General features: G+C 36.0%; 23 protein-coding genes, 1 tRNA gene and 1 pseudogene. 15 read left to right on the forward strand and 10 right to left on the reverse strand.

Annotated features, from left to right (window positions below; translation table 11 throughout):
• The first annotated feature begins 83 nt into the window (after window positions 1–83).
• The 7 genes from AAGD68_RS01905 to fumC all read left to right on the forward strand — a co-directional run bounded on the left by AAGD68_RS01905 (window position 84) and on the right by fumC (window position 7,478).
• Window positions 84–362: a YggT family protein gene (locus AAGD68_RS01905; RefSeq protein WP_006279515.1), complete on the forward strand. Its 279-nt coding sequence runs from the start codon at window positions 84–86 to the stop codon at window positions 360–362.
• On the forward strand, window positions 363–2,486 hold the full coding sequence (locus AAGD68_RS01910; RefSeq protein ID WP_253309907.1) for an FtsK/SpoIIIE family DNA translocase: 2,124 nt from the start codon (window positions 363–365) through the stop codon (window positions 2,484–2,486). It abuts the gene before it with no gap.
• Window positions 2,487–2,640: 154 nt separating this feature from the next.
• Entirely contained in the window at window positions 2,641–3,165 is a 525-nt protein-coding gene (locus AAGD68_RS01915; RefSeq protein ID WP_253309908.1) for a GAS domain-containing protein, read from the forward strand.
• 196 nt (window positions 3,166–3,361) lie between these two features.
• Entirely contained in the window at window positions 3,362–3,982 is a 621-nt protein-coding gene (locus AAGD68_RS01920; protein ID WP_253309909.1) for a TRP75-related protein, read from the forward strand.
• A 25-nt stretch (window positions 3,983–4,007) separates the two neighbouring features.
• On the forward strand, window positions 4,008–5,288 hold the full coding sequence (gene ispG / locus AAGD68_RS01925; protein WP_264687879.1) for a flavodoxin-dependent (E)-4-hydroxy-3-methylbut-2-enyl-diphosphate synthase: 1,281 nt from the start codon (window positions 4,008–4,010) through the stop codon (window positions 5,286–5,288).
• Between the two features lie 111 nt (window positions 5,289–5,399).
• Entirely contained in the window at window positions 5,400–5,741 is a 342-nt protein-coding gene (locus AAGD68_RS01930; protein WP_264687880.1) for a hypothetical protein, read from the forward strand.
• 342 nt (window positions 5,742–6,083) lie between these two features.
• The gene (fumC, locus tag AAGD68_RS01935) at window positions 6,084–7,478 is read left to right on the forward strand and encodes a class II fumarate hydratase (RefSeq protein WP_253309912.1); all 1,395 of its coding nucleotides are present in this window, start codon (window positions 6,084–6,086) and stop codon (window positions 7,476–7,478) included.
• An 81-nt stretch (window positions 7,479–7,559) separates the two neighbouring features.
• Here the strand turns inward: fumC and AAGD68_RS01940 are convergent.
• Both AAGD68_RS01940 and AAGD68_RS01945 read right to left on the reverse strand, forming a co-directional pair.
• A pseudogene (locus AAGD68_RS01940) lies at window positions 7,560–7,851 on the reverse strand (IS4 family transposase); the annotation flags it as partial.
• A 697-nt stretch (window positions 7,852–8,548) separates the two neighbouring features.
• On the reverse strand, window positions 8,549–9,685 hold the full coding sequence (locus AAGD68_RS01945; protein ID WP_341814320.1) for a cysteine desulfurase family protein: 1,137 nt from the start codon (window positions 9,683–9,685) through the stop codon (window positions 8,549–8,551).
• Window positions 9,686–9,840: 155 nt separating this feature from the next.
• Here AAGD68_RS01945 and AAGD68_RS01950 point away from each other — a divergent pair, with 155 nt between their 5' ends.
• A complete protein-coding gene (locus AAGD68_RS01950; protein WP_265045363.1) occupies window positions 9,841–10,539 on the forward strand; it encodes an alpha/beta hydrolase in 699 nt (232 codons plus the stop codon).
• A 246-nt stretch (window positions 10,540–10,785) separates the two neighbouring features.
• Here AAGD68_RS01950 and AAGD68_RS01960 read toward each other — a convergent pair whose 3' ends face one another.
• Window positions 10,786–11,460, reverse strand: a complete 675-nt coding sequence (locus AAGD68_RS01960; RefSeq protein WP_253309781.1) for an ABC transporter ATP-binding protein — start codon at window positions 11,458–11,460, stop codon at window positions 10,786–10,788.
• Window positions 11,461–11,499: 39 nt separating this feature from the next.
• On the reverse strand, window positions 11,500–11,961 hold the full coding sequence (locus AAGD68_RS01965; protein ID WP_253309915.1) for a HesB/IscA family protein: 462 nt from the start codon (window positions 11,959–11,961) through the stop codon (window positions 11,500–11,502).
• Between the two features lie 47 nt (window positions 11,962–12,008).
• Here AAGD68_RS01965 and AAGD68_RS01970 point away from each other — a divergent pair, with 47 nt between their 5' ends.
• Window positions 12,009–13,190, forward strand: coding sequence for a deoxyguanosinetriphosphate triphosphohydrolase (locus AAGD68_RS01970; RefSeq protein ID WP_264687883.1), 1,182 nt, complete (start codon window positions 12,009–12,011; stop codon window positions 13,188–13,190).
• On the forward strand, window positions 13,190–14,440 hold the full coding sequence (ribD, locus tag AAGD68_RS01975; RefSeq protein WP_341814322.1) for a bifunctional diaminohydroxyphosphoribosylaminopyrimidine deaminase/5-amino-6-(5-phosphoribosylamino)uracil reductase RibD: 1,251 nt from the start codon (window positions 13,190–13,192) through the stop codon (window positions 14,438–14,440). The genes AAGD68_RS01970 and ribD overlap by 1 nt, the downstream gene beginning before the upstream one ends.
• Before the next feature lie 57 nt (window positions 14,441–14,497).
• Here the strand turns inward: ribD and AAGD68_RS01980 are convergent, their stop codons facing one another.
• Entirely contained in the window at window positions 14,498–15,217 is a 720-nt protein-coding gene (locus AAGD68_RS01980) for a hypothetical protein (RefSeq protein ID WP_341814323.1), read from the reverse strand.
• A 133-nt stretch (window positions 15,218–15,350) separates the two neighbouring features.
• On the opposite strand from AAGD68_RS01980, the gene truB reads away from it, so the two are divergent.
• The 3 genes from truB to pnp are packed head-to-tail and all read left to right on the forward strand — an operon-like array spanning window position 15,351 to window position 18,859.
• On the forward strand, window positions 15,351–16,286 hold the full coding sequence (gene truB, locus AAGD68_RS01985; RefSeq protein ID WP_265045529.1) for a tRNA pseudouridine(55) synthase TruB: 936 nt from the start codon (window positions 15,351–15,353) through the stop codon (window positions 16,284–16,286).
• A gap of 12 nt (window positions 16,287–16,298) precedes the next feature.
• Window positions 16,299–16,571 carry a 30S ribosomal protein S15 gene (gene rpsO / locus AAGD68_RS01990; protein ID WP_264705878.1) on the forward strand — a complete coding sequence of 91 codons (273 nt, stop codon included), beginning with the start codon at window positions 16,299–16,301 and terminating at the stop codon, window positions 16,569–16,571.
• A gap of 14 nt (window positions 16,572–16,585) precedes the next feature.
• Complete coding sequence (gene pnp / locus AAGD68_RS01995) at window positions 16,586–18,859, forward strand: polyribonucleotide nucleotidyltransferase (protein WP_253309920.1); 2,274 nt, start codon at window positions 16,586–16,588, stop codon at window positions 18,857–18,859.
• 202 nt (window positions 18,860–19,061) lie between these two features.
• Here pnp and rpe read toward each other — a convergent pair whose 3' ends face one another.
• On the reverse strand, window positions 19,062–19,742 hold the full coding sequence (gene rpe, locus AAGD68_RS02000) for a ribulose-phosphate 3-epimerase (protein WP_253309921.1): 681 nt from the start codon (window positions 19,740–19,742) through the stop codon (window positions 19,062–19,064).
• 117 nt (window positions 19,743–19,859) lie between these two features.
• Complete coding sequence (locus AAGD68_RS02005; RefSeq protein ID WP_264731275.1) at window positions 19,860–20,288, reverse strand: zinc-ribbon domain-containing protein; 429 nt, start codon at window positions 20,286–20,288, stop codon at window positions 19,860–19,862.
• Between the two features lie 73 nt (window positions 20,289–20,361).
• Between AAGD68_RS02005 and dapD the strand changes: the two genes are divergently transcribed.
• On the forward strand, window positions 20,362–21,192 hold the full coding sequence (gene dapD, locus AAGD68_RS02010; RefSeq protein ID WP_253309923.1) for a 2,3,4,5-tetrahydropyridine-2,6-dicarboxylate N-succinyltransferase: 831 nt from the start codon (window positions 20,362–20,364) through the stop codon (window positions 21,190–21,192).
• A gap of 6 nt (window positions 21,193–21,198) precedes the next feature.
• Here dapD and AAGD68_RS02015 read toward each other — a convergent pair whose 3' ends face one another.
• Both AAGD68_RS02015 and AAGD68_RS02020 read right to left on the reverse strand, forming a co-directional pair.
• A complete protein-coding gene (locus tag AAGD68_RS02015) occupies window positions 21,199–21,483 on the reverse strand; it encodes a DUF2610 domain-containing protein (RefSeq protein ID WP_007549418.1) in 285 nt (94 codons plus the stop codon).
• Entirely contained in the window at window positions 21,484–21,855 is a 372-nt protein-coding gene (locus AAGD68_RS02020) for a hypothetical protein (RefSeq protein WP_353273101.1), read from the reverse strand.
• A 101-nt stretch (window positions 21,856–21,956) separates the two neighbouring features.
• On the opposite strand from AAGD68_RS02020, the gene AAGD68_RS02025 reads away from it, so the two are divergent.
• Window positions 21,957–23,000 (forward strand): class I SAM-dependent methyltransferase, encoded by a 1,044-nt coding sequence (locus tag AAGD68_RS02025; RefSeq protein WP_253309925.1) that lies wholly within the window; start codon window positions 21,957–21,959, stop codon window positions 22,998–23,000.
• A gap of 260 nt (window positions 23,001–23,260) precedes the next feature.
• Here AAGD68_RS02025 and AAGD68_RS02030 read toward each other — a convergent pair.
• Window positions 23,261–23,347, reverse strand: a tRNA-Ser gene (locus AAGD68_RS02030).
• Window positions 23,348–23,351: the final 4 nt, after the last annotated feature.

Genomic DNA, 23,351 nt, shown 5'->3' on the forward strand with positions numbered 1-23,351 from the left:
TTTTTGGTTCAGCAAAAACAACATTTTGAGTTTGAAAAGGCTAAATACTTGTCTTTATTATAACTTTCGTGTAATAGATATGCATGCATCCAATTATATATCTACTCAACACGTTACTTGATCTTTATAGCTTCATTCTAATATGTTGGGTTGTCTTAAACTGGCTGGTTAAACTTAATATGGTGAACATATATAATGAAACTGTCAGTAGCATAATGCACATCTTGAACCAATTGACATATCCACCACTAAAGATTATTAGAAGATATATACCACCGTTCAATGGATTAGATTTATCTATAATGATATTGCTAATAACAATTCACTTTGTAAAATATACAGTAGCTTACTACTTTAGGTAGATGTTAAAAAAATATCTAAAATCAGCAATATATCTATCCCTTTTAATATATGTATATATATCAGTTTTTAGCTACAACTATAAAGATCCTTCCTTAAACACGGCTACAAATAAGGAAGTGACAAATTTAGGTGGAATAGTAGGTTCATATTTAGCTGATATATTGGTTCAATTTCTTGGATTAACTAGTGTTACAATAGCTACAACCATAGTTTACTTGTTGATCTTCAGGCCAGCAAAAATACTGCTGAAAATTCTCTATTTAATATTAATCAATTTAGGGGTATGTGCTATATTACCACAACTTTCGCTAGGCATCACTGCAAGGTACAGACACAGTGGAATAATAGGGAATGCACTCGTTAATAACTGCCCATTTTATGTATTTGTGATAGTAACATCAATAGGTCTTGTAGGATCGGTTGGTTGGAAGAGAGCAATTTACTCTCTATTCTTCTTATGTAAAAAAATAGCTTGCTTATTTGTAAATGTTCCATTCTTCAGATCACATAAAACTGCTGAATATTCAGTTGCACCATTAGTAGTAGAAGAAAAACATAGAACTAAAATCACTACTAAACAACAACCAAAAGAAAGACAGAAAAAAGCTACCGAAGAAATTTTTAAACCTTCCAGTGAGTTCGAGTTTCCAAGCATTCATTTACTTTCTAAAGCAGAGGAGTCTTTGCAGAGAAAGCAGCTGAATGAAATGGAGAGCAATAAAAATTTATCTCTGCTGGAACAAGTCCTGAGTGATTTTGGCGTGCAAGGAAAAATTATCAGTGTATGCTATGGGCCGGTTGTGACTTTATACAAACTTGAACCACAAGCTGGTACGAAATCTGCAAGAGTAATTGGCCTTGCAGATGACATTGCACGTTCGATGAGTGCACTCTCTGCACGTATTTCAATAATTCGTGGGCAAAATGCTATGGGAATAGAGTTGCCGAACAAGGAACGAGAAATTGTAATGCTGCGTGATTTGCTTGAATCACCAGAATACCAGAATGCAAACTTAAATCTCCCAATTGCCCTTGGCAAAGAAATAAGTGGAAAACCAGTTATTGCAGATCTGACTAAAATGCCCCACTTGCTCGTTGCTGGAACCACAGGGTCGGGTAAATCAGTTGCGATTAACACTATGATTCTTTCGCTCGTTTATCGATTAAGTCCTGATGAATGTAAGATGATAATGATCGACCCAAAAATGCTTGAGCTTTCAATATATGATGCAATACCGCACCTAATGGCGCCAGTAGTAACAGAGCCAAAAAAGGCTGTTATCGCTCTTAAGTGGATAGTGAAAGAAATGGAAAATCGCTATCGCATGATGTCGTATTTAAATGTACGCAATGTAATAAACTATAACCAAAAAATCACAGAAGCGATGAATAGTGGAATAGAATTGGAGCGCGTTGTGCAGATTGGCTTTAACTCAACAACAGGCAAACCTTTGTTTGAAAAAATACCAATCAAGATGGAGACATTTCCGTATATTGTAGTGATCGTGGATGAAATGGCAGATTTGATGCTTGTTGCTGGCAAAGAGATAGAGTGCTCTATTCAACGTTTAGCTCAGATGGCTCGTGCTGCAGGAATACACATCATAATGGCAACACAACGCCCATCTGTGGATGTGATCACAGGTGTGATAAAGGCGAACTTTCCAACGAGAATCAGTTTTGCTGTTACTTCTAAGATAGATAGCCGTACAATACTTGGCGAACAAGGAGCTGAACAATTGCTCGGTATGGGTGATATGCTCTATATGGCCTCTGGTGGTAAGATCATTCGAGTTCACGGCCCATTTGTAAGTGATAATGAGGTGCAAGATATAGTTGATCATCTAAAAATGCAAGGTGAGCCAAATTATATGGAGGAAATCACCAAAGAAGATGAAAATTCTTCTGTGGAATCAGAAGGTGAAACAGAGGATGAAGAAAACGACCTCTATAATCAAGCAGTGGCCATCATTCAAAGAGATCAAAAAGTTTCAACCAGTTACATTCAGCGACAACTTAGAATAGGCTATAACAGAGCTGCAAATATTGTTGAAAGAATGGAAAAAGAAGGAATTGTCAGCTCTCCAAATTACTCAGGAAAGAGAGAGATATTGGTTGAATAGCAACCTTGTAATACATTAACTTAAGTTTTTGCACTTTCAAAAAGCAAGTAAAACAAAATTATTAAAAGATCAATACATAATGACAATTGATTTAATACTAATTTAAGTACTGAGAACGTACAATAGTAATATATTAATTAATTAGGGGGTAAAAATGTCAAATATTTTGAGTAATGCTTGGTATAGTTTGTCTGGCAATGACATAACAGACATAACAAAATTGCAGGAACAAGTAGAAGAACTAGAGAAGCTATTAGGAAACTTCAAAGGTTTGCCAGAACAAGTAACAGAACTGTCAGATAAATTCGGTGGTTTATCAGAAAGATTTACAGAGTTGTCAGGTAAATTTGACGGTTTGTCAACAGATCTATCAGATAAATTCAATGGTTTGCAAGAAAAGTTTACAGGCTTGCAAGAAAACTTCACAGGTTTAGAAGAAAAAGTGGAAACACTCACAGAAGCAGTAGCAGATCAAGAAAAAACACTACTAATTTGTGCCATAGTCAGTGCTGTTGCCGCAATAGCGATAACTTCTTTTGTTGCATTCTGTATCTATCAGGGAGTTAAGTGTGAAAGGGAGAAAGAAAAGAACTTGTCTAAAGATACACCAGACGCAAAACTTAATAATGTAGATGCTATCGATGGCAATGAAAAGAAGCATATGCAAATGCCAGACTAAGTTGCATAACACTCTTCTTGAGAAGGTGTTACGCAACTTGTAGCACCTTACTCTTCTCTTAGCCTATGTAGGTTTTTGATAGTAAGTATATCACTTTTTAGAAAAATATTTGTATTGTAAAGTTAGTAAAGATTCTGGTTTACTTAAAGTTTGTTAATTGCTATCTTTTAAAACACGATATTTACTATAGCACCATATGCTTAGGGTTTTTTCTAAAGTTTTGTTTATATTAATGTTTTTGGTTTCTAGCTTTTTTACTGTGCATAGTGCTGAAGCTAAATCTAAGCTCAGTAAGAGATACATACCTCCTGGTAACCCTGGTGGTGCAAACTTTCATACAGATGAGGATTTTGCTGAGTCATATAAACTGTATGAGAAGCGTAGGGAATTGCTCAAGAAAAAAAAGTCACAAGATCGAGCTATAAATAAAGAAGATCTAATCAAAAAATTAAAAGAGAAAAAAATTGCTAGTCTTGATAATGAGCCAAATGACATGGAAGCGTGCATAGTCGACGATGAAGAGAGCGCTATGATAAATCAGCATGGTATTAATATCGCACGTTTAAAGGGTGCTGTATTTATAGATCAAGAGCCAGTTTCCCAGTATGAAAGCGAGCAGCATGAAAGTGAACAACAAGAAGGGAAGAAAGTTACTTCAACACGAGAAAAAAAAGTTTCTCCTATAAATGTCACTATAAAAGAAAATCCATCAAGAAAAACGTGCTCACATGATTCTATTGCTAATTTGGATAACGTAGATGCTTATAGTTTGAATGGTTCGAGTTCATTTGGCAGCGTAGCTGACACAGTAAAATAGTATCACAATATTGGCCATTAATAATATGCTAGATAAAGACCTGATATTGAATGATGATGCATATGAATTATTGCCGATTTCCAGGCACAAAACTCATGTTGTGGAAGTTGGAAAAGTAAAGATAGGTGGAAATAATCCTATAGTTGTACAATCTATGGCGCTTGGCGTGCATATAGATTCTGATAATATAAAAAGTAGCGCAAAACATTATGCAAAAGAGATAACAGAACTAGCGCGTACAGGTTCAGAATTGGTGCGAATTGCCTTGAATTCAGAGGAAGTAGCAAGGGCAATACCTTATATAGTAGAAGAGATAAATAAAGAAGGTTTTGACGGTAAAATATTGGTAGGCTGTGGTCAGTATGAGCTAGATAAATTAGTTCAAGATTATCCAGACAACATCAAAATGCTGGGTAAAATTAGGATAAACCCAGGCAATATAGGCTTTGGCGACAAACGTGATGAGAAGTTTGAAAGGGTTATAGAGTATGCAATAATGCACAATCTTCCGGTTAGAATTGGAGTAAATTGGGGTAGTCTTGATAAATACCTTTTGCAAAAATTGATGGATGAAAACTCTTCGCTTAGTAATTCAAGGCCTTCTGACGTTATACTGCGCAAAGCACTTGTAATGTCTGCTCTTGATAGTGCAAAAAAAGCTGAAGAAATTGGTCTAAATTCAAACAAAATAATCATTTCATGTAAAGTTAGCAAAGTACAAGATTTAATTTTAGTTTATATGGCACTTGCAAAATCTTCCAATTATGCACTACATTTGGGTTTAACTGAGGCTGGTATGGGCAATAAAGGTGTGGTAAATACCGCAGCAGGGCTTACTTATTTATTGCAAAATGGCATTGGAGATACAATACGGGCTTCTTTGACTCAACGTCCTGGTGAATCGCGTACTAATGAAGTGGTGGTGTGTCAGGAAATATTGCAGTCTATAGGCTTGCGACACTTTAACCCTCAGGTTAATTCATGTCCTGGTTGTGGGCGCACGAGTAGCGATCGTTTTCGTATATTAACTGAAGAGGTGAATGGCTATATAAAAACTCATATGCCGATGTGGAAGAAAAAAAATCCAGGTGTAGAGCATATGAGCATTGCTGTTATGGGATGCATAGTAAATGGTCCTGGAGAAAGCAAACACGCAAATTTGGGAATCAGCTTGCCTGGATATGGAGAAAAACCTGTTTCAGCAGTCTACAAAGACGGCAAATATTTCAAAACTTTACAAGGTGATAATGTCTCTGAAGAATTTAAGGTAATTATTGATAATTATGTGAAGGAGCATTACACGTAACCTTTCACGGTTAATTAATAGATAAATCGCAAATAAAAAAGAAAATTAAACCTTGTTTTTCTTTTTTCGCTATTAATATATTTATAACACAATTGAGTTTAAATAGTTGGTATGAAAAGCTTTTTACGAAATTTCTTGCACTATCTTCTGTCATCCCAGTGCCCTGACTACTTGGATCCATATCTTTTTTTCTCTGGTCACGCGCTACCCAGGACGTGGTGTACAAGAATCCTACTAACTTTACTATTAATTCTATTTCCACTTTTAGCATCATCTATAAGCATTGAGGACATCGAAGAAAATTGCGATTACGAATATTACCCTAAATTAGATTCTTCTTCTGCTGATGAGTTACACGTTATAAAGCGAAATTATTATAGATACGGTGAGGAATTAAAAATACTAGCAGATGAGAGGATAAAGGAGATCACTTTAGGCACTAGTGATAAATAATTGTAACCAGACTGCATTCTGTGATTTTTAGCAAAACACGATCTTTCATTTGAGCTTTCTTCAATTTAAAGTAAATACAGAAAACTGCTGCCTATAGCTGAACTGACCTTACCCAGAAAAAGTGGAGAGAAAGTTTGGAATGTTTTTTACAAAGAGAATAAACTATTTGCCATATTTTGAAAAAACGTTTTATTTTACTCCAAAAACGTCTTAACTTTCTCTCTACTTTTTCTGGGTAAGGTCACACTTGACTACTTGGATCTAGTATGATTTAATTAACCAAGAAGTAGACATGAAAAAATTATGTAGTGAACCAGTTTGCATGACGCTAAGAAGGAAAATATGGATAGAAAAACGAGAATAGAATCAGACAGCTTAGGGGAAGTAAAAGTACCAAGTGAACATTACTGGGGAGCGCAGACTCAACGTTCTTTAGAAAATTTTAAGATTGGCACAGAAAAAATGCCAGAGCCTCTGATTAAAGCATTAGCAATAGTAAAACTTGCAGCAGCACGTGTTAACATGAAGCAGGGTAGCATAGATAATAAGGTAGGGGACGCAATCTGCGCAGCCGCAAGGGAAGTAATAGATGGCAAATTTAATAATGAATTTCCGCTTGTTGTTTGGCAAACCGGATCCGGAACGCAGACTAATATGAATATGAATGAAGTGATCAGCAATCGCGCAATAGAGATTTTAGGTGGTAATTTGGGTAGTAAATCTCCGATACATCCAAACGACCATGTGAATTATGGTCAGTCATCAAATGACACCTTTCCAACAGCAATGCATATAGCAGCAGCAGAGCAAATAAACTGCTTGCTTATTCCAAATCTTGAAAAATTGCATAAGGTGCTGGATAATAAGGTTCAGGAATTTAAAAATATAATAAAAGTAGGACGTACTCACTTACAAGATGCAACGCCCCTAACACTGGGACAGGAGTTTTCTGGCTATGCAGCCCAGATTAAAAAGGGGATAGAGAGAGTAAAATTAACTTTAAGTGGTATATACGAGCTTGCACAAGGTGGCACTGCGGTTGGCACAGGACTCAATACTAAAAAGGGTTTTGCTGAAGGTTTTTCAAGCAAAGTTGCAGAAATTACTAATCTTCCATTTACTTCAGCAGGCAATAAATTTGAAGCGCTAGCAGCAAACGATGCTTTAGTTGAGCTCAGTGGAACACTCAATACAGTAGCAGTCAGTTTAATGAAAATTGCAAATGATATAAGGTTGCTTGGTTCTGGTCCAAGATGTGGAATTGGGGAAATAATGTTACCGGAAAATGAGCCTGGTTCTTCAATTATGCCAGGTAAAGTGAATCCAACTCAGTGTGAAGCAGTAACTATGGTGTGCACTCAAGTTATGGGAAATCATGTTGCTGTGACCATTAGTGGTTCAAACGGTCATTTTGAATTGAATGTGTTTAAGCCAGTGATAATTTACAATGTTTTGCAGTCTATAAGACTTTTAGCTGATGCAAGTTTAAATTTTACAGAAAAATGTGTAGTTGGTATTAAGGCAAATGAAGAGAGGATAAAAGATTTACTGAATCAGTCGTTAATGTTGGTCACTATATTAAATACGCATATAGGGTATGACAATGCAGCAAAAATAGCGAAGCTTGCTTATAAAGAAAATATCACTCTAAAAGAAGCAGCAGCAAAACTTCAACTGCTCACTGAGGAGGAGTTTGAAAGGATAGTGAAACCAGAAGAAATGGTGAATTATTTGTAACCGTTGGGAGTGTTAAATAAACCATACGCGTCAAGTTAAGAGGTATCCGTTCAGCCAATGGCATCAACTTAAGAGCCTCCATTAGCAAACTCTCCTAAAAACATGATGGCGTTTGGGCTTATCTACCTTATTGTGGCTGCCCTGGTCGAATTTTAACTTTAGCACGCATGCTTAAAAAGGGCTTGAAAGTTTTTTGGTGCAATAAGTACTTGATAGAGTTTCTGCTCATTACACCAAACAAAACTGAAAAATTTAAACGATACTCAGTAATTTGATCTGGGTTCCAAGGCCCTTGTGCATCACACATATGAAGCGATAATATATTACACATAACTAAGTTCGCCCAAAATTCTTGTAATACAGCCTCTAGGTGTATGGTCCCATAATTCCTCCTTTGATGGTATTGTTTTCTCATATTTTATCATACCATCACACTCTGGGACTGTACACCAGGAATTATCCTATTGAATTCTATGATATTATTTTTGTAACATTGTCTAAAGTGCCCAGTGTCAAGCACTGTAATGACACCATTTCCGTGAATATTGCTCTTAATTTGTAACTAACCTAAGCCATAAATATTAAGAAATTTACCAAACGAAAAAAAAGGCAAAAGAAGCCCCGTTGGTGACTAGTTATTTATATGTACTTCAAAATATTGGCGTTTTTTATTCTAAACGCTACGATTCAGCCGCTTTTAAATGCGATTAACCTAAATTATAAACGTTAAGAAATTTACTGAGCGGAAAAAAAGGCAAAAAAACCCCAGGGTAGCTAGTATTCAAATTCTCCCTTGTCTATTTGACGTCTTTTACTGTCTTAAACGCTTTATAAGCGCGTTTCAGCTTATATAGGTAGAAACCTAGAAGTTTTATAAAGACATGAGGTGCACATAGTGCAAAAATTAAGCATGATTTACGCCAAATACATTAAGTTTTTTGTCATTAATCCACTGCAGAGATTGCGAAGATAAATAAATAGCTTCACTGTTATGATAAGGGGGCTGGCGAAGGGTGTCAAGTAAGTTTTTACATCTAATTTATAGCTCCCTGCATGATACCACGTATTATCTATACCAAGGTGTTCTTCTTGTAGATATTATACCAACAATCCACTATTTTTTTTATGTCTTGTGGTTTAGTTTCTGGACCTATACTGATTCTAATTGAACACTCTGCTTGCTCTTTTGTTGCCCCCATTGCAAGCAAAACATGGGAAGGCTCAACTTTTCCAGAAGAACATGCAGAACCATTACTAACTGCAATATGATTCAAGTCAAAATGCATGAGCTGCACATCACTCTTTACTCCTGGCATATAAATAAAACTTGTGTTTGGCAGCCTCTTAGAGTTTTTACCGAAGATTCTTATATCACTGGCAAGATTTAATAATTCACACTCTAATTGATCACGTAGCTCCTTTACTTCATCCATTTTTAATAGAAGGTCTGGAATATTTTGCAGTGCAGCAGAAAGGCCTGCAATCGCAACAATATTTTCCGTACCACCACGAAATCCCTTCTCTTGTCCACCACCTATTATAATAGGTTCTATCGCAAGTTCTTTATTGAATATTAAAACTCCACTGCCTGCTACACCGCCAAATTTATGGGCGGATAAAGTGAGTAAATCCACTCCTAAATCTTCCATATTAACTTTAATTTTTCCAACACTTTGAGCAGTGTCAGTGTGGCAAATTGCTCCAAATTTGTGTGCTATTTCAGCTATTTCCTTAACAGGCTGAATAACTCCGGTTTCGTTATTTGCCATCATAACTGAAACTATTGCTTTGTTTCCTTTAAGTTCGCTTAGAATTTTTTCTAGCTCTAAAAAGTCAACAATGCCCTCCTGATTAACGGGTATTATATATGGATTACATGCAGAATTAAGAATTGAAGGATGCTCTATAGCTGAAATTACATGCAGATAGCCTGCTATTCCTCTCATAACAAGGTTATTCGCTTCAGTCGCACCAGACGTAAAAACTATTTCTTTATCACTTGGAACACCAAGAGCATCATGTATGTTATCTCTTGCATCCTGAAGAATCTTCCTCGCTTCTTGTCCTCTTTTATGTAGTGATGATGGATTGAGCGTTTGTTTTAACAAGACCTCAAATATACTTTTTTTTACATTCTCACTAATTGGAGCAGTTGCATTGTAATCAGCATATACGTAACCACTATTTTCTAAAGAGAATGGACTCATCTGTCACTTAAATAAGTTTACCATCAACTATAGCCATAACTATGTACGTTAGCTTTAACACGATAAAAAATTTATTGCAAAAACAGCGAAATTAATACATAATTAATAGTTCATGTCATCAATACCTGTCAAGCAGGTTTTTATTAGGAGTTACCGTGGTAGAAGTTTTTTTGAATAATGCAACAAGAAAGATAGAAGGTGAATACCACCAAAGCAAAGATGCCAACGCGCAGGTTGTGCTGGTTTTACATCATCACCCTCAATATGGTGGTAATATGGGTAGTAAAATTGTACATGGTATATATACGTCTTTTATCGATAACAATTTTTCTGCATTGAAAATTAACTTTCGTGGTGTGGGAAAATCTACCGGAACTTTTGATAAGGGTATAGGAGAATTAACTGACGCTGCGGTAGCTATTGATTGGCTTCAGGAACATAATCCTAGCAACGTTCCAATTTGGATCGCTGGTTTTTCTTTTGGAGCATGGGTGGCTATGCAGCTAACAATGCGTCGCCCTGAGATAGTGGGTTTTATTGCTCTTTCTCTTCCGGTAACTAAGTACGATTTTTCTTTTCTTTCTCCCTGTCCAGTTTCTGGGCTTATAATACAAAGCAGTAACGATACAATCTCAGAAGAAAGCGATGTAACAGAATTAGCAAAAAGGTTAATAAATTCAGTAAAAAGTGATCACATGAAATACCATATAATAGACGATACTAATCACTTTCTAAGGGATAAAGAAGAGGAAGTGACTCAAATCGTAGATGGTTATATAAAACTGCGCTTAAACAGTGCAGCTATTTCTTCTCAAAAGGTCAAAAAAGAGGTAAGGGTAAAAGAATATGCCTAACCTTTACAAACAAGAGAAATGAGTGTAGTAATATAAATGAAAAGGTTTTGTTATGTTTAAAAAGCTATTATTTTTTGTTTTAGCTGTGTTTATGTTATCGGGGTGTTCCCTAAGTAAACAGCGTAAGTTAAAAAGTCCGTGTATAAAAAGCAATGAAAGCGTTTCATGCGAGTTGTACTCTGTTAATGATCATTGGTTAGATAAGTATAAGGCATAGGTAGTTTTAAATTGTGCTATTTTTCCTATTCACAACTTCACTAATGATCGATCTCTCAATTGGAAAATGCAGTCTGCCTTTTCTGCAAGGAGATGATTGTGCGTTACTATAAGCATAGAGCTGTTATTTTCCTTTACGTATGAATGTAGCAGTAAAAACACGTTAAAAGAATTTGTTGGATCTAAATTTCCTGTTGGCTCATCTGCAAGTAAAAGCTTTGGAGAATTTACAATGCTTCTTGCAATTGCAACTCTCTGCCTTTCCCCACCCGAAACTTCAGATACCATGCTACTTGCTTTGTTTTCCAGACCAAATTTTTCCAACATTGCTTGCGAATTTTTTTTTGCTTCAGCTTTGCTTTTTCCTGCAATAAGTTGAGGAAGCATAATATTTTCCAACACCGATAACTCTTGTAACAAATAGTGAAATTGATAAACAAAACTAAGAAAATTTCTTCTTACATGGGTTTTATGCTTATTATTGGCTTGTGTGCAATTTATTCCATCTATCGTAACTATACCTGAAGTTGGCTTGTCCAACAAGCCTGCGATTTGCAATATAGTTGTTTTTCCTGCACCTGAATTGCCAATCAGCGCTACTACTTGCCCTCTTGTGACACTTAGGTTGATGTCTTTTACAACAGCAGAATTGTCCTTGAAGCTTTTATCTACAGAAGTTAGTTCTAGAGCTACATTATCACCCATGTTTAAAAGACCCAGAAGGCATCTAAATTTTGGTAATAATTAAACCGAAAAACTGTTACCACAACCACATTGAGACTTAGCAAGGGTATTCTTTATTTGAAAACCAGAACCACTGAGATCCTCAGTATAATCTATAACTGAGTTATTTAAAAATTTTGCTGAACAATTATCAACCATTAATACAGGGTTTCCATTTTCATCATTAATTACTATATCTTTACCTTTTTCGCTAAAATTGGAGTGGCTTCTATAGTCCTCGCTTTCTTCATAGTCATCATCTTCGTCTTCGTCATCAAACTCATCATCGTAATCATCATCTTCATCATCCAAAGATAGATTTTTATTCATTTGATCCATAAGAAAATTGTATTTGAAGCCAGAACATCCACCGCCTGAAACTGCAACCCGCAAAACGGAACTCTTATCCCCTTCCTGCTCTGCAAGAAAGTGGATTTTTTTTAGTGCATTATCAGTTAAGTTGATGTTGTAATTTGTTGACATAGTAACCACCGTTTATTATTGATAATTTATTATAGTAGAAATTTTACATGTCAAACAATAATTTTCTATTAAGTTATGCATGCTTTCCAAGCAAAACAAAAGGGAGATACTTCAAAGAGCCAGAAGATGAGAATCGCAGCTGCTTTCAGCGTGATAGGGATCGCATTGTTCACTCTAATGCGTTTAGGAAATTGGGGTACAAAACACAAGTTTTTATCAATTACGAGCACGATTACTATCGCACTCGGCTGACTCATAGCCTTGAAGTTGCACAAATTGCAAGATCCATCGCACGCAGGCTCAGCTTAGATGAGGACATCACTGAATGCATAGCGCTTGCACATGACCTTGGTCATCCCCCATTTGGTCACACAGGTGAGGATGCTCTAGTTCAAGTTGATAGTGAGAAGTATGAGTTTGATCATAATGTTCAAGCTATAAGGATTTTAACTTATCTTGAACAAAAACATGCTGATTTTGATGGTATGAATCTAAGTTGGGAGGTGATTGAAGGGGTTGCAAAACATAATGGTCCCTTGCTTGGTCAAAACGCGGAGTCTTCTACAAATAATCAGCTGTTATTAGAATATAATGAAAAATATGATCTAAAACTTGAGGAATTTTCAAGCATTGAAGCGCAAGTTGCTTCAATTGCCGATGATATTGCTTACAGTGTTCACGATCTTGATGATGCACTCAGAGCAAATTTAGTAACCATCGAAGATTTGCTGAATGTTCCTTTAATTGAAAAAATGTTTAAAGACATAAGGAGCAGATATTCAGAATTACCTCAGAGCAAACTCATACATGAATCACTGAGTGGAACTATAGGAACTATGATAAGTGATGTTGTTTCTCAGACTGAAAGAAATATTGAAGATCATAAAATAAAAAGTGTAGAAGACGTAAGAAGTCTAAATAAAATGCTAGTCACATTTTCACCAGAAGTTGCGAATGCTACAAAAGAAATGAAAAGATTCAACATGGAGAAAATATACAGAAGCTATAAACTGAGTAGAACGATGAACAAAGCGAAACGCATAATACAGGAACTTTTTCAATGTTTTTATGAAAATCCAAGATTACTTCCCACAGAGTGGAGCAAACTTGCTTGTGAATCCCAGCGTTCAATAGTAATATGCGACTATATCTCGGGAATGACAGATAGATTTGCTATACATGAGCACAGGAGAATATTCGACACTTCATATGAAATGACTTCTTTCTAATGACTGATGATCATTTCATGTCAATTGCATTAAGGCTTGCAGAAAAAAATCTTGGGAATGTTGCGTCAAATCCTACTGTCGGGTGTGTTATTGTAAAAGATGGTATAATCATTGGTGAGGGATATACAGGAGTAGGTGGGCGCCCACATGCAGAAGTGGTTGCTTTGCAAAGTGCAGAAGGTTTAACCCATGGTGCAACTATGTATATCACGCTCGAGCCATGTTGCCACTTTGGAGTTACAGGACCATGTACTGCGGAAATCATAAGAGCTGGAATAAAAAGGGTAGTAATTGCAACTATTGACCCAGATAGCAGAGTTTCAGGTGGAGGCATTAAAGCTCTGAAAGAAGCAGGAATTGAAGTTGAGCAAGGTATTATGCAAAAAGAGGCAGAAGAACTGAATGTCGGTTTTTTCACCACTAAAGAATTTCATAGACCATTTATAGCTTGCAAAATTGCAACAACTCTTGACGGAAAAATCGCAACATTTACAGGCGATAGCAAATGGATAACAAGTGAAGATACGAAAAATTGGGTGCATGAGCTCAGAGCAAAATATGATGCAATTATGATTGGCAGCAATACTCTTATTAACGATAATCCACTCTTAACTTGCAGATTACCAGAACTCGGAAGTAGATCGCCAATAAGGCTAATTATTGATAGCCAGGAAAAATTGCAGGAAGAGCATAATATTGCAAAGACTGCAGATAAAGTAATAACTTGGGTGATTACAAACAGAGAAATAGAGAGAAAAATAAAAAACATTAATTATTTGATAGTCAATTCAAATCACAAACCTCCTGTTATTCCAGATGTCACCCCAACACACTCTCCTGTCATTCTAACGCCTTCTCCTGTCATCCCAGTGCCCAGACACTGGGATCCAGAAAACTTCAAGCAATTGCATAATGAAAACTGGATTCCAGCGTCACGCGCTGGAATGACATCGGAGCCTGACATTATCGATAAAGTCTGCCTAAAAGACATGGCATCAAAACTTGTTTCAGAAATTGGTATAACAAGGCTATTAGTTGAAGGTGGAGGAGTGTTAATTACAGAGCTACTGAAGCATAGTTTAATCGACAGGCTGATAATCTGCCGCAGTGGTAAAATTTTAGGTAATGATGCCATCCCCTTTATAGGGAATTTAGGAATTCAATCCATCAACAACTGTTACCAATTTAAAAAAGTAGAGATAATAGAGTTTAGTAAGGATGTAGTTGAGATGTGGGATAGATTACCGTAACTCTTCTCAAATGAAAAAAAAGAGGCAGAACCACCTCTACCTCTTCTTTCATTAACTTTAAACTTTTTTAGCGTTTGATATAGCATTTTCTAATGCAACATCTGCTAAGTTAGTTGCTACTTTACCTTTTAAAGCTTCCAAAGCTTCATTACTCACCGCAACTTTTGATGGCTTAGAATCAGTAGTCATACCTAACTCTGCTTTCATGTCAGCAACAGTTGTTTTTTCAGCAACTTTAGTTATTTGCACCTTATATTCAGTAGCATTATTTTCAGGAGCTACGTGTACAAGCTCAACAACTTTCCCATCTGCTAATAATATGTGAACTGGTTCATTATTTTTTGCTAGTTCTTTGTAATCAGCAATTGGAAGTGTCAGGAATAATTGCTGAACATTGTTATCGCCGTCTTTTTTAACTGTTTCTTCAATAATCGTACCACTCTTTACCACATCTTTGACAAGAGTAGCAAAGTTTGCATCTTTACCATCCTTACCATTTGTACCGTTCACTCCTATTTCTTCATTCTTCTGCATTTGCTGATATGAAGCATAAGCTGCTGCGGCAAAATATACAGCGGCAATAAATAGAACTGCAATTCCAGCAGGGCTAGCAACAAGTGCTAAAGATGCAGGTCCAGCAATTACTTTAGTAGCAATTAATATTGCCGTTATTGCTCCCGCTAAAGATGCAAGTGCAACTAAACCTTCAATACTCATTTTTGTTATATGTGCAGTGTTTTCCCACTTCAATATGCTTTTATTTGTATTTATAGTCATAATAGTCCCCTTAAAAGGATTAAGTATGTGTTAATAGATGCATGTTAGTCAAGCTATTTTTTACATTATTATTTAAAGTATATATTTCAAGCTGCTTCCTAAACTGTCATCAGCTGTATATAATTCACATATGATACACGGCTGGCTGAATCTCGATAAACCAATAGGAATTAGTTCTGCACAAGCTGTAACCCAAGTTAAAAAGATCTTTGGAATTAAGAAAGCTGGTCATCTGGGAACACTTGATCCTTTAGCTTCAGGTGTGTTGCCAATTGCTCTTGGCGAGGCAACAAAAACTGTACCGTATTTATCTTGTGACTTAAAGGCATACGATTTTACAATAAAATGGGGCGAACAAAGAACAACGGATGATTTGGGTGGTGATATCATTAGAACTAGCGATATAAAACCCGAATATAATCAAATAAATTGTGCAATTAAAAATTTTATTGGTGAGATCAAGCAGACTCCTCCTCAATTTTCAGCAATAAAAATTAAAGGAGCAAGGGCGTATAAATTGGCAAGAAGTGGGCAAAAGGTAAATATAAAACCCCGACAAGTCAAAATACATGAGCTGAAATTGATATCTGTGGACACCATAAATAATAGTGCAAATTTTTCTATGATGTGCGGTAGTGGTGTATATGTGAGATCAATTGCTCGGGATCTTGGCATTGCATTAAATTGTTTTGGACACATTACGAAATTAAGAAGAACTATGGTAGGTGACTTTAGAGAAAACGAATCAGTGACAATTGAACAGCTCGCTGAAAGAAACACAATAACTTACTCTCCGATAACAAAAGGTGATACTGGAGTAATAGAAGGTACAGGGAGTAATGCAAAAAGTTTCATCATTCCCATTGAATCGGCTTTAAAATCGATGTTCAAAATTGAAATTTCCCCAGAAGATGCGGGGAAAATCAGAAAAGGTCAGGAAGTTGTATTAAATAACTTGCGTAATTTAAAGAATTATGATATTTGTTGTACGATAGTGGGTAGTGTACCTATTGCAATCTGCAGTTTTATTTATGGTTGTATGAAACCTATTCGTGTTTTTAATATTTAAAATGAGGTTTAGATGTCGATAACATCCGAAAAGAAAAAGGGTTTGATAAATATATATGCGATTAAAGAGGATGATACAGGTTCATCTTTTGTACAATGTGCAATTTTGACCGAGAGGATCAGTAACTTAACTGAGCATTTTAAAGTGCACAAGCATGACCATCACTCTAAGCGTGGTTTACTTATATTGATAGGTAGAAGACGCAAGCACTTAAATTATATAAAGCGTAAATTTGGTAATGAAGCCTACCAGGAATTAATAGAGAAGTTAGGCATTAGAAAATAATCGAGGAATTTAGTATGTTTAAAATTATAAAAAAATCTATAGAGTGGGGTGGTCGTACCTTATCTTTAGAAACAGGAAAAATAGCACGCCAAGCTCATGGTTCAGTAGTTGTAAATTACGGTGATACTTCTGTTTTAGTAACTGTTGTACGTAAAAAGAAGGAAGAAAGCGTTGATTTCCTACCTTTAAATGTGCAGTTTATCGCAAAAAGCTATGCCATGGGTAAGATCCCTGGTGGTTTTTTTAAAAGGGAAGGCAAGCCATCTGATAGAGAAACTTTAATCTCAAGAGTAATAGATAGGAGTGTAAGGCCACTCTTTCCAGAAGGATTTCATGATGAAATTAGTGTGATGTGTAATCTATTAACTTATGATACAGTCAATCCTCCTGAAGTGCCAGCATTGATTGGTGCTGTTGCAGCTCTTGCGATTTCTGGTGTTCCTTTTCACTTTACTATAGCTGGAGTGATAGTTGGTTGTGATGAAAATAATAACTATATACTCAACCCTTCTGTTCAAGAGATGAAAGCAAGCAGCTTGGATCTGTTTTTGTCTGGTGATGAAAATTCGATTTTAATGGTTGAGTCAGAAGTGAAAGAGCTCTCTGAAGAAAATGTTTTTAATGCAATAAAATTTGGCCATGAACACCTTAAACCTGTCATTAAGCTCATAAAAGAGTTTGCTGATACAGTTGGCAATAAGCCTGAAAGCTTTGCTCCTGTTGATACATCAGATATAACACAAGAGCTCGAAAAATACGGTAAAGATTTTGAAAAAGCATATTCGCAAACAGTAAAACAAGAGCGAGTTCAAGCTCTAGAAGCGGTCAGAGAGAATATATTGAATACTCTTAAAGAGACTGGAAAAGATGAAAAGTTAATTACGTATGCAGTAAAAAACTTTGAAAGATCTTTAGTACGTGAAATAATTAGGAAGAAAGGTGTAAGGATAGACGGTCGTAAGCATGATGAGATACGTCAGATAGAAGTTGAAGTTGATATTCTGTCCAGAACTCACGGTTCTGCGCTGTTTACAAGAGGCAACACTCAGGCATTGGTTGTTACTGCTCTTGGTACTACTCAAGATGAGCAAATTGTGGATGATATTGAAGGGGATAGACGTGAGCATTTCATGTTGCATTATAACTTTCCCTCATTTGCTGTTGGAGAAACTTCTGCTGCACGTGCACCAGGAAGAAGAGAAATCGGTCATGGCAAACTTGCTTGGAAAGCAATTCATCCTGTTTTACCCGATAAATCTGAATTTCCTTATACAATAAGAGTAGTGTCCGAAATTTTGGAGTCTGATGGTTCTTCTTCTATGGCAACAGTTTGTGGGACTTCTCTTGCTTTAATGGATACGGGTGTGCCAATAAAGGCCCCTGTTGCTGGAGTTGCTATGGGCCTTATTAAAGATAAAGACGAGTATGTGATACTTTCCGATATATTGGGTGATGAAGATTATCTTGGTGATATGGACTTTAAAGTAGCAGGAACTAGTGAAGGGGTTACGGCACTACAAATGGATATGAAAATTTCTGGTATAAGCTTTGAAATTGTTGAAAAATCTTTAGAACAGGCAAAAGCTGGAAGATTACATATTTTAGAAAAAATGAATGCAGTGATTTCAGAACACAGTGATGACGTCAAAGACCATGCACCAAGGATGTTATCATTTTACATAGATAAAGACAAAATTTCTGCAGCTATTGGTGCTAAAGGAAAAAATATACGCAGTGTGTGTGAAAGAAGTAATGCAAAAATTGAAATAGGAGATGATGGTAAAGTTTCTGTTTTTGCCACGAGTGGCACTGAAGCTGAAATTGCAAAGAGTATGATGATTGATTCAATAACAGAACTAGAACAAGGTTCTATAGTTGATGTCAAAGTTGTAAAAATAGAGAAGTCTATTGTAGAGCTTGAATTTCTTAATGGCAGAAAAGGAAAAATGCACATAAGTGAAGTAGCTAATGAACACATAGATTCTATAGAAAGCATACTTAAACAAGATGATACTTTCAAAGCACTAGTAATTGACTTCGAAAAAGGTGGGTGTCCAAAGTTGTCAAGACGTCGAGTTGATCAAGAGACGGGAGAGTTTTTTGAAGGTGAGCTTTACAACGAGGAAAGGAAAGATGGTCCAAATGACAGGGATAATTATTACAATAATTCATTTAATAGAAAACCTGGAGGAAGTTACCATAAGAAGCCTTCTCGTCCTCGTTCTGGTTTCAGCAACAGAAATAAGCCGAAATTTGGTAATAATGATTCATCATCAGGCTTTTATTAAAAGTAAACTTCTTGCGTTACCTCTTGTCATCCAAGTAGCTTGACTACTTGGACCAGAGACTTTTTCAAATTGGTAGATAATAGAAATAATTTGTGTTAACTAGCTAAAGATCTTAGGTTTGCCAACATTCCGCTACGTGTTAGCGGCTGAGATACCGCGAATGAATCGCGGTATGACGTAGGGCTGCACTAGCTATATAGGATTACCACGATGGATTTTTAAGATCATTTACGGCCTTCTTAATATCTTCAGCCTTGAATATCGCCGATCCCGCAACTAAAATATCAGCACCTGCTTTTATTATATCAGTTGCGTTAGAAAAGTTAATTCCACCATCTACTGAAATTTGTGTTTTAAGATTACGCTCCTGTATCATTTTTTTTATAGTAGATATCTTGTTCAACTGTGAATGAATAAATTCCTGCCCTCCAAAGCCAGGGTTGACTGTCATAATCAGCACAATATCTAGCTCATGTATTATGTATTCAAGCACACTTGGGGAAGTTGAAGGAACAATTGAGACTCCAGCTTGAATCGTTTTTTTTGCGTCGTTTACATTTTTGTATGACTTTATCTTTCTTATCAACCTCTCAAGGTGTATCTCTGCTTCTGCATGTACAGTGATAATATCAGCACCAGCATTTATAAAGCTTTCAATGTGGTTACCAGGAGATTTGACCATTAAATGCACATCAAAAGGAAGATTGCTATATTTACGTATTGCAGAGACAACGCTAGGACCAATTGTAATATTTGGAACGAAATTCCCATCCATAACGTCTATGTGTATGTAATCTACACCTAAATCGCTAATTTTTCTTACTTCTTCTCCTAATTTTGCAAAGTCTGCTGAAAGTATAGAAGGTGCAATTTTAATACTCATGAGCTGTTTTTTACTAAAAAATAACTTATTTTTAAGACTCTGTCACCCTAATACTATTTGCATCATCTGAGTAGCTATAGGAACTGGATACCGATATCGGCGATGATTTATGCCTATTTAACTAGATCTTAAATTAGATAAAAAAAGGTAGTCTTGATAAAACTTATTTACAACAAGTTTTTTTACATTTGGATTTTCTGTTTGTTCTTTTTTGTACCCTAATTTATAGCTTATTGAATCCTTATATGAACTGATCGTTTTGTATGCTTTGTTCATCTCTCTAGGAAAGATGCCATTAGCAATTACGACGCATAACCCTGTAGCTGTTGCAAAAGCTAGAGTGGTAAATGCTAGATTTTGTAAAAAATTCCTTCCACTAATTTTTTTTTCCTGTATATTAGCAGAGTGCGATTTGTTTGACGCTTCTTCTAGATGTTCATGCCATATATGATTGCAGTTCGTACACTTTACCTTTCTTCCAAATGCACCAATTTGCTCAGAAGATACTAAGTAAGTTTTAGTACAACTATTACATTGTATTTTCATAGCACTTACATATAAAGTGGTAACAAGCTCAAATGATACAGAGCTATAAATTTAATATTAATATATATAACAAATGGAAGGTTTGCAACTAAAAAAAACACAAAGTGAGATAGAAAATATTTGGAAAAATAGAGAAAAATTTAATGACTGTAACCTAAAGGAAACAGCAAGAATAGCAATTAAAGAGGTAATTGAGCTCCTTGATAGTGGCAAAATTAGAGTAGCAGAAAAGCTATCAAGTGGAGAATGGGTAGTACATAAGTGGATAAAGCAGGCAATATTATTACATTTTCTCACTGAAGAAAACAAAATAATAGACAATACCAATTGCTGGTTTGACAAGATCGGTAACAAATTTAGTGAATGGAATGAGGAGAAATTTCGCCAGTTAAAAATTAGAGCAGTTCCTGGGTGTTTTGTCCGCCGATCTGCTTATATAGGTACAAATGTTGTTCTAATGCCAAGTTTTATCAACGTTGGTGCATATGTTGATTCAGGAACAATGATAGATACCTGGTCAACGATTGGTAGCTGTGCGCAAATAGGAAAAAACTGCCATATTTCCGGTGGAGTGGGAATAGGTGGAGTCCTTGAGCCTATTCAAGCTTCACCTGTCATTATAGAAGATAATTGCTTTATTGGAGCACGTAGCGAGGTAGCCGAGGGTGTGGTAGTGAGAGAAGGATCAGTCCTTGGCATGGGTGTGTTTATTGGAGCATCAACAAAGATTATTGATAGAGAAACTAGCGAGGTATTTTATGGCGAAGTGCCACCTTATTCTGTAGTGGTACCAGGGTCTATTCCATCTAAAAATAACATTTCAACCTATTGTGCAGTTATAGTAAAAAAAGTGGATGAAAAGACGAGATCGAAAACCTCTATAAATGAAATATTGAGGGATTAAACTATCTCACTGCTTGTCGTCACTTTTTTTATCATTATTACTAACCACAGTAATGGCATACGCACATAACTCTGAGAAAGAGACTCCATTTTCTTGAGATAGTTTATATAATTTTTGTAGACTTTCTTTTACTTTATTAGGGATATTCCCTCCACGTTCTTTTACAAGCCAGGAATCTTGATGATGAATTGGATGAGCATCACTTTTTGGATTTCCTATATATATTGCAAAAGGTGAACTTTGTCCTTTGAAGTCACATTGTACAGTAAATTTTTTTATAGATTCAGCCATCTAAAGACCTCTACTTTTCTTTTTGGTCGATTTTATAGCAGGTGGAAGAGGTGGTTTCTTTATAAAATCTTGTCTATTGACAACACTTTCTTTACCTTCCAAAGCTCGGCGAACATCAGCTCTGCTTAATTGCGACTCTTTTGCTACCTTCATTCCATGCTTTGCCATAATATTAGCATATGCTAGTACTTTTTTTACCAATTCTAGATCACCATCTAGCATTTGAACTAGCACTTGAAACACTTCCGCTAAAGTTAGTCCATCAGCATTTATAACCTTGTTTTCTATAAAATTGACAGCTTCTTCAAATTTGTATTCAATACTATCATCTTGAGGTATAAGGGCAACATAATCGGTGTTTTTGTCGTCCATAACTGAAGCACTATTACTCACAAACTTAAGTTTATACTATATATATAAATACTCTACTATTTTATATTATGGCACGCTATAGTTAAACATTTATTAATAACATGCTCACTTATATACACGAATTAATTGACAAAAGTCAAGGATCAATATCCATCAGTGATTTCATGAATGCCGTTTTGTACCATGAAAAATACGGCTATTATACGAGTAGATTACCACTTGGTAAGGATGGTGATTTTACTACTGCACCTGAGATCAGCCAATTATTTGGTGAAGTAATTGCAGTTTGGATAATGCATACATGGGAAAAATTAGGAAAGCCATCAAAATTTTCTCTAGTTGAACTTGGGCCAGGCAAAGGAACACTCATTCACGATATAATAAGAGTCACTAAAAAATACAGCAGCTTTTTTAATTCAATGTTGATCCACTTAGTTGAAATAAGTCCTACTTTACGGAAGATACAAAAGGAAAAATTAAAAGGCTTAGGTGTTAATTGGCACAAAGATATTGACAACCTACCAGAACAACCAACCATTTTTTTAGCAAATGAGTTCTTTGACGCTCTTCCGATAGATCAGTTTGTATATCGTGATGAGGGGTGGTATGAAAATAGGGTGACAAAACAAGATGATGGCAGTCTCTTGGTGTCATGCCAGTGCGTGACACTGGAATCCAGAAAAAAAGAATCATGGATTCCAGTGTCAGCTACTTGCATGACAGGGAGTTTCGATGGTGCAGTGGTGGAAATATGTTCAACTGGGGTTGAAATATTAAAAAAACTTGAGAAGAAGATACATAATAATAAAGGAGCTGCTTTGATTATAGATTACGGTTATGTATACCCCGCGTATAAGAGCACTTTGCAATCGATAAAACAACATAAGTATGCTAATTTTCTTGAGAATGTTGGTAATAGTGATATTACTGCACTTGTGAACTTTCAAGCATTAAAAGATTCATTAAAACACGTAGATTGCGAGATTTTAACTCAAAGAGAATTTTTATATCTTTTTGGCATAAAAGAAAGAACCCAGGCTTTAATGAAAAGCGCAAGTGATGAACAAAGGAATAGGATCTTTAGTGAATTCTTAAGGTTGACTGAAAATATGGGCACTCTTTTTAAAGCAATGCTATTGATATAGCTAGCCCAAGAAAGGTTTCCCTACGTCATACCGCGATTCATTCGCGGTATCTCAGCCGCTAACTAGTAGCGGAATGACGAATTTGTTGTTTTTCAAATTGTAGGTAAACCTAAGTCACTTTAGCTATAGCATAGCTAAAGTAATTTATGTTATTGGGTAAGTTAAAAATATGATATAAATGAGATAAGAGGGAGCTACTCACTATAGGAATAGAGTTGCGCGCGCGACCGAGGGTTTTATACCATTCTAGAAGTAATATGCGGAAAAGGGGGGATTCGAACCCCCGACATATTTTCATATGTGCACGCTTTCCAAGCGTGTGCTTTAGACCACTCAGCCACCTTTCCATGC

This window comes from Wolbachia endosymbiont (group A) of Machimus atricapillus (genome assembly GCF_964027095.1).
Lineage (GTDB): Bacteria > Pseudomonadota > Alphaproteobacteria > Rickettsiales > Anaplasmataceae > Wolbachia.